Here is a 12,472-nt window from a genome sequence, read left to right as displayed (position 1 = left end):
GGCGGTGCTGGTGATCGGGGCGGTTGTCGCGACTCTCTTGATCATGGCCCTTGGAGCGGGAGTGACGGGGGCCCTCGGGGCGGCGGGTGCCGGTGACGGGGGAGTTCTGGTCACGCGTTCGGATGCTGGGAGTTCGGAGCGAGGTGCGGCAGAGGTCGAACATGACGACGCCGCTTCGGATGACGGCGTTTCGGGATCTAAGAGTAAGCCGGAGAAGCCAGAGGTCATCGTAGTTGATGTTGCCGGGGCCGTAGGCGCTCCTTCCCTTGTGACCCTGCAGGCCGATTCGCGAGTGGGGGATGCCATCGAAGCTGCCGGTGGGTTTGCCGCTGATGCCGATACGGCTCGCGTCAATCGAGCCGCAAGGCTGCAAGACGGGCAGCAGGTGTATGTCCCGCGTGTGGGGGAGGCGGGCGGTGGCGGTTCGGGAGCCGTGGCTCCCGATGTTGGGGCGTCTGCGCAGGGGGTTGCCACTGCCGACGGGCCCGTCAACATCAACTGTGCCTCGGAATCGGATCTCGACGCGTTGCCCGGGGTGGGGCCGTCGACCGCACGTGCCATCGTCGAGGATCGCGACGCGAACGGCCCGTTCTCGACCATCGAGGACCTCATGCGCGTGAGCGGCATCGGCGAGAAGAAGTTCGAAAAGCTCAAAAGCTCGATATGCGTGTGATGGGCATGGTTGGTAGCGGCAGAGATCTGCCGGTTCGGCCGTATGTTCCGCCCACGGCGTTTCTCGCAGCGGGCGTATGCGCATCGGCCCTGCTCATGCTCGAAGCGGGGTGGCGACTGCGAGACGGCGGCGATGTGGTGTCCTGGATCGGCGTGTGGGCGTTGAGCTTGGTGTCCGTCTTGGCGTTTACCCTCGCGCGCCGTTTGCGAGGGTCGGGTCGCTTCGACTCCGTCGCTCGCCCGATTGCGATGCTCGGTATGGGTGTCTTGATTGGGTGCGTCGCCGCAATCGGATGGTTGTTGAGATGGCAGGCGGGGAGTCGTGCGGTCCTCGGTGCGGGCGGCGGGGCGTGTGTCCTGCTCATCCGCGGCGATCCTTCTGCTGGTGAGCGGGGCTTCTCATCGACCGCTCTCATGGTCGACGTCGATACGGGAAAGCGCCTTGGGTCGGTTCGCGTCTCAAGTGACGAGGCTTTTGAGGATGGGACGACCCTGCGTGCCGTGTGTCGCGTGAAAGCGCTTGATGACTCCGACTATGCGCGAAGCCGCTTTGCAAAAGGGGAGGTCGCCTCAGCCCGTATCGTGTCGATCTTGGAGCATGGGACCGAGGCGCGCGGCGTTTCGATTGGGTCGCTTCGGGCCCGTGCGCTGCGCGTGCTCGACGCGGGAGGAAGCGATTATCGGGCGCTGGTTGCCGGGACGGTGTGCGGTAGGACGACGGAGCTCAATCAGTCGGAGGCTCAGGCCGATTTCTCCGCTTGCGGGCTCACGCACCTCGTGGCGGTTTCGGGAAGCCATTTCGCTTATATCGCGGCCATGCTTGAGCGAACGCTTCGCCACGTGGGGTTCTCAAAAGGAGCGCAGCAGCTGGTCATGCTTGTCGTCATGGCTACGTACATGGTGTTCACCGGTGGCGCCCCTTCTGCGATCCGTTCGGTTTGCATGGTGGCGATCGCATCCGCGGCGATCATGGGTCATCGCCGCGCGCATGCGCCTTCGGGACTTGCGATCGCGGTGGCCGCCCTGGTCGCCGTCGATCCCGGTGCCGTTTATGACCTTGGGTTTCAGCTTTCGGTTGCGAGCGTGCTGTTCATTATCCTGTTCGGCCCCTATGTTCGGCATCATCTATGTGCTCTGCATATCCCCGCTTCCGTTGCGGACGCCTTGTCCATCACGTTGGTAGCCCAATGGGCCACGTTACCGCTCACCTTGCCGGTGTTCGGCGAGGTGTCGCTCGTATCTCCGCTGGCGAACCTGCTCGCCGGCCCGGCCATGAGCGGCTTGCTCGTGACCGGTTTGCTTGGTACGGGGGTGGCAACTATATCTGACATGCTTGCCCAGGTTGCGGGTGTGTCCGGCGCAGCCGGGGCCATCGCCGAATTCGCCCTGGCGCCCGCCGACGGCCTTGCACGCTTATCCGTCTTTTTCGCGCAGGTGTGTACGGGCATTCCGTTTGCGCTCGTTTCGGTCGAGTCGTCGTGGGTAGTGGCGCCGATCGCTTACGGTGCGGCACTCCTGGTGTATGTTCGCTGGAGGCCCGTCATGCCGAAGCGTCTCGTTCTCGTGCTCGCCCTCGTATTCGCCTGTATCGTTGTGCATGTTTCCTATTGGACCCGCTTTGCTCCTCCCGAGGTCATCGTGCTCGATATCGGGCAGGGTGATGCGATCTTGATACGCGACGGGCCGTCGAAGCTGCTTGTTGATGCGGGGATAGGGGAGGCGACTCGGACGGCCCTGGCGCGCAATCATGTCTTTGGGCTCGACGGTGTTGTGGTCACGCATTGGGATAAGGACCATTGGGGCGGCCTTCCCGATGTTCTCGAGGGTGTGCGGGTCGATCGGTTGTACGTTGCGGATGGTGCGGCGGACCATATTCCGGCGGAATTGTCCGATGGGCCTGCCGTGAGCGAGCTGCGCGAGGGCGATGCGGTGCGGGTCGGCTCCTTTGTCTGTGAGCTTATTTGGCCGGATGCCAGGGTTCATGGCGACGAGAACGCGGACTCGGCGGTGCTGGATGTTTCCTATGAGGGGGCACGCGGGAGCCTTCACGTGTTATTGACCGGTGATACCGAGCGGGATGAACTCGAATCGTATATGGGGGAAGTGGGCGATATCGATGTCTTGAAGCTCGGGCATCACGGGTCACGCGTTTCGGTATCTGCCGAGGCGCTCGACTCGTTGCTGCCGGAGCTTTGCGTGGCGAGTGCCGGCGAGGGGAATCGCTATGGGCACCCCAATCCCACATGTGTGCGCATGGTCGAGGCGTCGGGATCGATGTTCTTGTGCACTAAGGACGTAGGCGATATTCATGTGACGCCGGGGCATCCGTATCCTCGGTTTCGAACGCAGCGCTGAGCGCTTCGCTATACTGAGACGTCAGTTGACCGGTGAGAGAGGGGCTGCACATATGGCGGAGTTGTTGCCGGGATACCTCGTCGTGGGCTCCGACGAGCTTAAGAGCTCGCACACGATCGAGAAGATGAAGGCGCGCTTGGACGCGTCCGGCATGGCTGCGTTCAACCTCGATGAGCGGGATATGGCCAAGGACCCGCAGATCGACGACATCATTGCCTCCCTCAACACCTTTCCCATGGGATCAGAGTTTCGTTTGGTCATTTTGAGGAACTGTGACAAGCTGCCCAAGGCGGTGAGCCAGCCGTTGGTGGAGTATTTTGCCAATCCCGCCCCCACGACGGTGTGTTTGGTTGTCGCCACAACGCTTGCGAAGAACACGAGGCTCTACAAGGCGATCGCAAAACTTGGGGCGAAGGCCGTCATTTCCTGTGCTCCCATGAAGGCGTATGAGCTTCCGCCCCGCGTGGCGAAGATGGCGCAGAAGCACGGGAAGGTGATGGGCATCCCCGCCGCCGAGGCCCTGGTTTCTCGCGCTGGCGAGAACATGCGCATGCTCGACAACGAACTCAAGAAGCTCGCCTCGATGATCGACGCCCCTGAGATCACGCTCGCCGACGTCGAACAACATGTCATGCGCACCGCCGAGGTCAAGCCGTGGGAGCTTCTCAATGCGGTGGCCGCCCGCGACCTTACCCGTTCGCTTGAACTGCTCAAGCTGCAGCCGGCCAAGAGCGAGGTCCGCATCTGGTCGTTGCTGGTGACGCGCCTGCGTGAGCTCATCATCGCGAAGTCCCTCGATGCCCGCGGACAGGCTGGGCAGCTGGCCTCTGCCCTGGGCGTCCAGGCCTGGCAGGTCAAGAACCATGCCTCATGGGCCCGTCGATGGAAGATGGACGAGCTGCTTGAGGCGCTGTCCTCGGCAGTCGATGTCGAGTTGGCGCTGAAAGGGTCGCGCGACGGCGAGCTGGCGCTCCAGATGTGGGTCATGGACATGTGCCGCCCTCAGCAGCGCCGGGGCAGGTAAATCCTCGGTCATTGTGGCGAGTTGGTGGGTGAACTTGTGAATAATCCCGCGCAACCTGCACATATTGCTTGATTGCTGTTGCGTGAGCTGGGTTGCGCGTGTAAAATACTCGCCCGTATGACCTCAACAACCGTGTCTCAGAGGCCGGATAGTAAGACCTTGTAAGTACCCGAAAGGAACCGAACCCGATGGCAAACATCAAGTCTCAGAAGAAGCGCATCCGCACCAGCGAGGTTGCTCGCGTCCGCAACAAGGCGATCCGCTCCGAGCTCAAGACCGTTATCAAGCACGTCAAGGCCGCCGTTGAGGCTGGTGACAAGGCCGCTGCCCAGGCTGCTGCCACCACCGCCTACCGCAAGCTGGACAAGGCTGTCGCCAAGGGCGTCATCCACAAGAACCAGGCTGCCAACCGCAAGTCCGGCATCCAGAAGCTCGTGAACACCCTCTAAGGTTTCGCGAACATAGCTTGTTCTTCAACGGGTCCCGCTTGCGGGGCCCGTTTTGCATAGGAGGTGCCATGAAAATCGCGGTAAGCGCCTGTCTGCTGGGCGAGAACTGCAAATACAGCGGCGGCAATAACCGCAGTGAGCGTTTGCTCTCGGAGCTGGCGAAGCATCCCGAGATCGAGGTTATTCAGGTGTGTCCCGAGGTGGCGGGCGGTCTTCCCACGCCTCGTCCTCCCGCGGAGATCGTTGACGGGGAGGTTGTGAACGACCTGGGCGTCAGCGTGGATGCCGAGTATCGCGCGGGCGTCGCCGCTGAGATGGCGCGGCTTGAATCGCATATCGAGTCGGGAGAGCTGGTCGCCGCCGTTTTGCAGTCTCGTAGTCCGAGCTGTGGCGTGCGTGAGGTGTACGATGGCACGTTCACCGGTCGCTTGATTCCCGGTCAAGGGCTGTTCGCGGAGGCCCTTGAGCGCGGGGGAGTGCGAATCGTGGACGTGGCCGACGTCTGAGTTCACCGAATGCCGGTATATTGGAGCAAAACGTTCCCCAAAACGTACACTTTGAAATCCGAATCCTGGGGTTTTGAAAAATAAGTGTACGTTTTGGGGAACGTTTTGCGCTGATTTGGCGTGGCGTTGTGGCGCAGGGCTTCATGATCGTTTGCTCGACGTGGTCGGGCTGTGAGTTTCGCCCTCTGTGCGGTCCGCCCGTGCTATCATGTCGACTCACAGGCGTTGATGGGGACGAGTAGGTCGGACCCGCACGGCGAAGAGAGCCCGGGAAGCTGCGATCCGGGTGCGTGCGGCCGCATCGAATATCACCCCGGAGCCGCGGCCCCAACGGCGCGTTCGCGCCCAGTAGGCGTCGCCGGGATGGTCGTCGTGACAGACCAGCCGAGTACGAGGGAAGCGCGATCGCGCGAACCTTTGAGCTGGGTGGTATAGCGAAACGCACGCGGGTCTGCTTCCCGCATTCATAGGCGCTTCGTCCCAGCTTGAGCTAGGACGGGCGCTTTTTTCATGCGCCCACAACAGAGAGGGGTATTCGTGGCAAACGAGTACAAGCAGACCATGAACCTGCCCAAGACCAAGTTTCCCATGAGGGCGGCCCTGGCGCAGCGCGAGCCGGAGCGTCTCAAGCGCTGGCAGCAGAATCACGTGTACGAGCTCATGCTCAAGAAGAACCAGGGCCACGAGAAGTTCGTCCTGCACGACGGTCCTCCCTATGCCAACGGTCCCATCCACCTGGGTCACGCGATGAACAAGATCGCCAAGGACATGATCAACCGCTACAAGGCCATGCAGGGTTATGAGACCCCGTACGTGCCCGGTTGGGACTGCCACGGCCAGCCTATCGAGCACAAGGTCGAGACCCAGATGGGCACCGAGAAGTTCAATCAGGCCTCCACGGCCGAGATCCGCGAGCTCTGCAACAAGTTCGCCGTCGAGAACATCGACCTGCAGCGCGAGGGCTTCAAGCGCCTGGGCGTTCTGGGCGATTGGGACAATCCCTACCTCACGCTCTACCATCAGCATGACGCCGCCGACATCGAGGCCTTCAAGGCCATGTTCGACCGCGGCATGGTGTATCGCGGCCACAAGCCGGTCCATTGGTGCAAGCACTGCCACACCGCGCTCGCCGAGGCCGAGATCGAGTACGCCGACGAGACGAGCCCGTCCATCTACGTCCGCTTCGAGCTGACGAGCAAACCCGCCGGCCTCGAGTCCTTCGATGGCCCGGTCGACTTCGTGATTTGGACCACCACGCCCTGGACCATCCCGTCCGACCAGGCGGTCTCTCTCAAGCCTGAGGCGATCTATACCGCCATCGAGCACGACGGCCGCGCCGAGATCATGCTCAAGGACCTCGCCGAGAAGGTCTGCGGCATCGCCGGCTGGGATGTCACCCCCGTGATGGTCGACGGTAAGCCTTACGAGGTGCCCGCCGAGGTGCTCGATCACCTGCATTACAAGCAGCCCGTCTTCGACGGTGTCGAGGGCGTCGCCCTGCTGGCCGACTACGTGGGCACCGAGGACGGTACCGGTATCGTTCACAACTCGCCCGGCCACGGTGTGGACGACTACTACGTCTGCATGAAGGAGGGCATGGACGTCTGCATGCCCGTCGACGACGGCGGTCGCTTCTACAACGGCGACGAGTTCGGTGCCGGCGGCCCGTTCTCCGGCATGGACACCGACGAGGCCAACCCGCGCATCATCCAGTTCCTGCGCGACCGCGGCATGCTCGTGGCAGAGGTCAAGATCACCCACAGTTACCCGCATTGCTGGCGCTGCAAGAACCCGGTGCTCTTCCGTGCCACCGATCAGTGGTTCGTCTCCATGGACAAGACCGGCCTGCGCGAGCAGGCGCTCGACCAGGTGCGCAACCACGTGTCCTGGTATCCCGAGCACGCCGTCAACCGCATCGGCGCCATGGTGGAGCAGCGTCCCGATTGGTGCATCTCCCGTCAGCGCAACTGGGGCGTGCCGATTCCGTCCTTCACCTGCGCCGACTGTGGCGAGAAGATCATGAACGACGACACGCTCGACGCGGTCATCGCTCTGTTCCATGAGAAGGGCTCCGACGCCTGGTTCACCGATGCTCCCGAGTCCTACCTCGGCGACGCCTGCGTGTGCCCCAAGTGCGGCGGCCATCACCTCAAGGCCGATCGTGACATCCTCGACGTGTGGTGGGACTCCGGCGTGTCCTGGAAGGCCGTGTGCGAGTACCGCCCCGAGCTCAAGTACCCGGCGGACGTCTACCTCGAGGGCTCCGACCAGCACCGCGGCTGGTTCCAGTCTTCGCTGCTGACCTCCGTGGGCACCAACGGCATCGCTCCGTACAAGGCCGTCATCTCCCAGGGCTTCACCCTGGACGGCCAGGGCCGCAAGATGTCCAAGTCGCTCGGTAACGTGATCGACCCCAACAAGATCTGCGACGAGATGGGTGCCGACATCATCCGTCTGTGGGTTGCCTCCGTGGACACCTCCACCGACGTCGCGTGCGACACCGAGATCCTCGCCCGCACGTCCGATGCGTACCGTCGTTTCCGCAACACCCTACGCTTCCTGCTGTCCGTGCTCGAGGGCCAGTTCGAGCCCACGACCGACGGCGTGGCCTTTGACGAGCTCATGCCGCTCGACAAGCTCATGCTCGCCCGCCTCACGCAGGTGCAGGCCGAGGTCGACGCCGCGTACGAGGGCTTCGAGTTCAACCGCGCCTACCGCACGCTGTACGACTTCGTGGTCACCGAGCTCTCCAACGTTTACCTTGACGCGCTGAAGGACCGCCTGTACTGCGAGAAGCCCGGCAGCCACGAGATGCGCAGCGCGCAGACCGTCGTGGCTGAGCTGCTCTCCATGCTCATGCGCGACCTGCAGCCGATTCTGTCCTACACGGTCGACGAGGCCATGGAGTTTGCTCCCGCCGGTTGCCGCGACAACCAGGAGTACGCGGCGCTGCTCGATTGGTACAAGAGCCCCATCACGCTCGAGCAGGCCAACGAGTTCGCCGGCGTCCTCGAGGCGTCGCTCGAGCTCCGCAGCGTTGTCACCAAGGCCATCGAGGCCGCGCGTGCCGAGGGCACCTTCACCAAGAGCCAGCAGGTTCGCGTGAAGGCGACCGCTCCGGCAGAGGCTTTCGCCCTGCTCACCGGTGACAAGGCCGTCGACCTTGCCGAGTTCTACATCGTCTCCGAGGTGGAGCTGGTCGAGGGAGAGGAGTTCACCGCCGAGATCGAGGCCGCGCATGGCGAGGCCTGCGACCGTTGCTGGAACTTCCGCGAGAGCACGGGCGTCCACGGCGAGCATGCCCACATCTGCGACCGCTGCGCCGCCGCACTGGCCTAAACTCCTGCTCGCGACGCGTACGAATTGAACATGCCGAGGCTCGGGTGGGGCGCTTGACCCCTCCCGAGCCTCTGATGAAAGGGGCCGACGTGGCAGACAAGAAGACGGAAGCGGCCTTCCAGCCGTCTCTATCGTGGCGTGCCTGCGTGGCGTTGATCGCCGCCGTCACGACGTTTGCTCTCGACTATGTCACGAAGGTGTTCGTGAAGAACACCCTCATGGTGACGGGGGAGAGCGTCTCCGTGATTCCGGGGATCTTGAGCTTCCGTTTTGTGGCGAACAAGGGCGCCGCCTTTAGCCTCGGTGAGGGCATGGGCCTGATCTTCGTCGCCTTTGCAGCCCTTGTGATCGTTGCCATCCTGCAGTACCTGACTCGTACCCGTCAGGTCTCCAAGCTTGAGACGCTCGGGTTGGGCCTCGTGGCCGGTGGAGCGCTCGGCAACGCGATCGACCGCCTGATCCTCGGCTATGTCGTCGATTTCATCGCCACCGACTTCATCGACTTCCCGGTTTTCAACGTCGCGGATATCGGCATTTGCGTGGGCGTCTTCTTCGCGTTCGTGGGCTTTATGTTCCTTTCGCCCGCGGCAAAGGTCGATGCGACGGCAGAGCTGAACGCCCGTGATGAGGCCGCGGCGGCGCGTCGCGAGAAGCGCCGCACCGAGCGTGTCCGTCGCGCACGCGCCGCTTCCGATGCGCACGGCGCAGATTCCGCGCGCCCGGAGGGCGAGGACGTCCCCGCCGACGGCGGTGATGCGTAATGGCGGCCGACGTGCATCTGCTCGTATCGTCCGAGTCGGCCGGTGAGCGCCTCGACGCCTATCTGGGGGCCCAGGATGCCTGCCCCTCACGCTCTGCCTGTGCGAAGCTGGTCGAGGCCGGTGCCGTTGCCGTCAACGGTGAGACATGTCTGTCCAAGAAGCAGGTCGTTTGCGAGGGTGACCGCATCTCCATCGAGCTTCCCGAGGTGCGCGAGCCGGGGGCGATCGTGCCTCAGGCCATTCCGCTCGACATCCGCTATGAGGACGACCATCTCCTTGTGCTGTCCAAGCAGCGCGGTCTGGTGTGTCACCCCGCTCATGGACATGAGGACGGCACCCTGGCCAACGCACTTGTCTACCATTGCGGGATCGAGCACCTTGGCACGGTCCAGGGCGAGGATCGCCCCGGCATCGTACACAGACTCGACCGCGACACGTCCGGCCTCATGTTAGCGGCCAAGGACGACGACACGCAGCGCGCCCTGCAGAATCTGATTCGCACGCGCACGCTCGACCGTCGCTACATCACGCTCGTCCACGGCGAGATCGTGATGGATGAGGGTACGATCAACACCGGCATCGCGCGGTCCACGCGCGACCGTGTGAAGATGGCCGTGTCCGACGATCCGTTCGCCCGTCAGGCTATCACCACCTTCCAGGTGCTCGAGCGCTTCGAGCCCGCGCGCGGAGATGAGGGGTACACGCTCGTCGAGTGCCACCTCTACACCGGGCGCACCCATCAGATCCGCGTGCACATGCGCCATATCCACCATCCGCTCGTGGGCGACCCGCTCTACGGCAAGGGCAACGGGCGCATGAACCTCGACCTCGATCGTCAGTTCCTGCATTCGTGGAGCGTCCAGTTCGAGCATCCCATCACCGGTGAGGTCGTGAGCTGTCGCGACGAGCTTCCCTGGGATCTCGCCGCCGCCCTCGAGGAGCTGCACGATCGCTCGCTCGGCCGCACGGCCGCGGGCGACGTCATCGTTCCGCAACTCGGCTTGCTCGAGGACTGAGTTTGAGGGTGTGCCCGCTGTTCATCGGCGTGGTGCACCCGCCTCAGTCATGTTCATATCCTGCCGGATGCCATAAGGCCCATCCAGTGGCGTACACTTGAACGGTCTGCACCCTTCGTCTCGGGAGATGCTTTGACTCCGATTGTCATCTTCAACACCATCGTCGGTCTGGTGTTCTCTGTCTGCTTCCTGTATCAGGTGGTTTTCTTCTTCATCGGTCTCATTCGCGGCCAGGTGAAGATCCCCCCGGCGAAGAAGCAACATACCTATGCGTTCTTCATCGCCGCCCATAACGAAGAGGCGGTCATCGCCAACCTGGTCAAATCGATCAAGGACCAGGATTATCCGTCCGAGTTGATCGACGTCTTCGTGGTGGCAGACGCCTGCACGGATAACACCGCCCAGGCCGCGCGCGAGGCGGGCGCCATCGTCTACGAGCGCAACGACCTCTCGCGCAAGGGCAAGAGTTGGGTCATGGATTACGGGTTCGACCGGATTCTTCGCGAGTACCCCGGCAAGCACGAGGCGTTCTTCATCTTCGACGCCGACAACCTGCTTTCCCGTGATTACGTCACCATCATGAACGACGCATTCGACCAGGGCTATCTCGCGCTCACGAGCTACCGCAACTCCAAGAACTTCGGCAGCAGCTGGATCTCCTCGGCTTATGCGACCTGGTTCATCCGCGAGGCCCGCTATCTCAACAACGCCCGCATGATCTGCCATACCTCCTGCGCCGTGTCGGGCTCGGGGTATCTGGTGAGCGCCAAGCTCATCGAGGGCATGAAAGGCTGGGATTTCCACACACTGACCGAGGATATCCAGTTCTCGACGTTCTGCGCCATCCACGGCGTTCGGATTGGGTACGCGCCAGCCGAGTTCTTCGATGAGCAGCCGGTTACGCTCAAGGCCTCGATTAAGCAGCGCATGCGCTGGACAAAAGGCTTCTACCAGGTTCTGTTCACCTACGGACGCCATATCTTCAAGTCCATCGGCAAGTTCCATCGGTTTGCGGCCTACGACATGCTCATGGTCGTCGGTCCGGCGATGCTGCTGACGCTCATGTGCCTGCTGGTCAACGTGACGTTCATCGCGGTAGGCAGCTTGAGTCATGGCTTCTTGGCCACGGATGCCGAGATAGAGATGGCCATCGGGTCGGTCATCATGATCTTCGCCTACATGTACGCCACGTTCTTCGTCATGGGGTTGTTCACCACCATCACCGAGTGGAAGCACATCCATTGCGCTCAGAAATGGCGCATCTTTACCAACCTGTTCACGTTCCCGCTGTTCATGTTCACCTACGTGCCGCTTACCGTGGCCGCACTGTTCCTCAAAGTCGACTGGGTGCCCACGCCGCACGATGTGAGCGTCACGCTCGACGAGGTGCTCGACGGCGCAAAGTAACAATGGACCCCGCGGCCCGATGATGGGCGGCGGGGTCTTTCGGTCTCAAGTGGGTGCGGATGGGCGCTACGCGTAGCGGTGACTGCTGTGGTACTCGTTCCACAGCTGGTCTTCGAATTCCTCGAGCTCGCTCGAATAGTCATCCCAAGAATCGGTGTGGGACTCCTCAATGTGGTCGTACATGTAGGGGGCGGTTACGGCAGACTGCATGACGCCGAAGGCCAACCACAGGAACGCGATGGTGAACACGGCGAGGCCGCCCAAGACGCATCCGGTGAGGATGTAGGCGAAGTTCGAATCGTTCGCCTGATTCGCGGTGGACGCGCTGGCGCTCTCGATCACCGGTTGGCGCGGGACGAGATCGGCGTCCTCGGAGGCGTTCGGTGCTATCTTGCTGTAATCAAAAGAGGGTGCTTCCATGGTGTCCTCGCATGCATTCGCGGTTTTTAACCCATTATACCGATGGTGAAGGAGGCGGTCATGCCCACGCAACTTTCGACCGTCCTCGACGTGCTCGTCCCGATCTTCCTTGCGGGCGAGATTGCAGCGGCCGCCTTTATCGATGCGCGTGAGCGACGGTTTCCGCATGCCCTTTCGGTCTTGTTGGCGGCCACGAGCGCCATCTTTGGGTTGATGCATGGTGGCATCCGCGGTTTTGCCTGGCATGCATTGGCGGCCGCTGCGGTGATGGCGTTGTTGCTTGCGACCGAGACCCTTTGGCGCCGCATGCACGGCGGAGCCGCAGGGCTCGGTGGGGGAGACGTCAAGTTCCTCGCCGCCCTCATGTTGGCCGACCCGCTCTATGCACTCGCTTCGTTTATCTTGGGATTGTGCTTGCTTGCCGTTTGCGGCTTGCTGGCGCGACGGGATGCCCTGCCGCTGCTGCCGTTCGTCGCCATTGGGTGTGCACTCGTCCCGCTCGCTGCTTTGCTTCCGTGAAGCT

The 12,472-nt window shown here is 62.6% G+C and carries 11 protein-coding genes; 10 read left to right on the top strand and 1 reads right to left on the bottom strand.

Annotation, left to right across the window (positions count from 1 at the left end):
• Window positions 1-61: 61 nt before the first annotated feature.
• The 9 genes from FY258_RS04440 (at window position 62) to FY258_RS04400 (ending at window position 11,529) form a co-directional block, all read left to right on the top strand.
• The gene (locus FY258_RS04440) at window positions 62-673 is read left to right on the top strand and encodes a ComEA family DNA-binding protein (RefSeq protein ID WP_259324441.1); all 612 of its coding nucleotides are present in this window, start codon (window positions 62-64) and stop codon (window positions 671-673) included.
• Window positions 674-768: 95 nt separating this feature from the next.
• The gene (locus FY258_RS04435) at window positions 769-3,027 is read left to right on the top strand and encodes a DNA internalization-related competence protein ComEC/Rec2 (RefSeq protein ID WP_182279416.1); all 2,259 of its coding nucleotides are present in this window, start codon (window positions 769-771) and stop codon (window positions 3,025-3,027) included.
• Window positions 3,028-3,079: 52 nt separating this feature from the next.
• Entirely contained in the window at window positions 3,080-4,051 is a 972-nt protein-coding gene (gene holA, locus FY258_RS04430; protein WP_118103463.1) for a DNA polymerase III subunit delta, read from the top strand.
• A 188-nt stretch (window positions 4,052-4,239) separates the two neighbouring features.
• Window positions 4,240-4,500, top strand: a complete 261-nt coding sequence (gene rpsT, locus FY258_RS04425; protein ID WP_118103461.1) for a 30S ribosomal protein S20 — start codon at window positions 4,240-4,242, stop codon at window positions 4,498-4,500.
• Between the two features lie 68 nt (window positions 4,501-4,568).
• Window positions 4,569-5,006, top strand: coding sequence for a 2-thiouracil desulfurase family protein (locus FY258_RS04420; RefSeq protein WP_118103459.1), 438 nt, complete (start codon window positions 4,569-4,571; stop codon window positions 5,004-5,006).
• Window positions 5,007-5,516: 510 nt separating this feature from the next.
• The gene (ileS, locus tag FY258_RS04415) at window positions 5,517-8,345 is read left to right on the top strand and encodes an isoleucine--tRNA ligase (RefSeq protein WP_118103457.1); all 2,829 of its coding nucleotides are present in this window, start codon (window positions 5,517-5,519) and stop codon (window positions 8,343-8,345) included.
• Window positions 8,346-8,434: 89 nt separating this feature from the next.
• A complete protein-coding gene (gene lspA, locus FY258_RS04410; protein WP_259324440.1) occupies window positions 8,435-9,106 on the top strand; it encodes a signal peptidase II in 672 nt (223 codons plus the stop codon).
• Window positions 9,106-10,122, top strand: a complete 1,017-nt coding sequence (locus FY258_RS04405; RefSeq protein WP_118103453.1) for an RluA family pseudouridine synthase — start codon at window positions 9,106-9,108, stop codon at window positions 10,120-10,122. The genes lspA and FY258_RS04405 overlap by 1 nt, the downstream gene beginning before the upstream one ends.
• Window positions 10,123-10,254: 132 nt before the next feature.
• Window positions 10,255-11,529, top strand: coding sequence for a glycosyltransferase family 2 protein (locus FY258_RS04400; RefSeq protein ID WP_118103451.1), 1,275 nt, complete (start codon window positions 10,255-10,257; stop codon window positions 11,527-11,529).
• 66 nt (window positions 11,530-11,595) lie between these two features.
• Here the strand turns inward: FY258_RS04400 and FY258_RS04395 are convergent, their stop codons facing one another.
• The gene (locus tag FY258_RS04395) at window positions 11,596-11,949 is read right to left on the bottom strand and encodes a hypothetical protein (RefSeq protein ID WP_118103450.1); all 354 of its coding nucleotides are present in this window, start codon (window positions 11,947-11,949) and stop codon (window positions 11,596-11,598) included.
• Between the two features lie 60 nt (window positions 11,950-12,009).
• Here FY258_RS04395 and FY258_RS04390 point away from each other — a divergent pair, with 60 nt between their 5' ends.
• Window positions 12,010-12,468 carry a prepilin peptidase gene (locus tag FY258_RS04390; protein WP_182279415.1) on the top strand — a complete coding sequence of 153 codons (459 nt, stop codon included), beginning with the start codon at window positions 12,010-12,012 and terminating at the stop codon, window positions 12,466-12,468.
• Window positions 12,469-12,472: the final 4 nt, after the last annotated feature.

It is taken from the genome of Collinsella intestinalis, from assembly GCF_902364775.2.
Taxonomy (GTDB): Bacteria; Actinomycetota; Coriobacteriia; order Coriobacteriales; family Coriobacteriaceae; genus Collinsella.
Note: the sequence above shows the minus strand (reverse complement) of the source record. Positions and strands in the feature narration are given on the sequence as shown.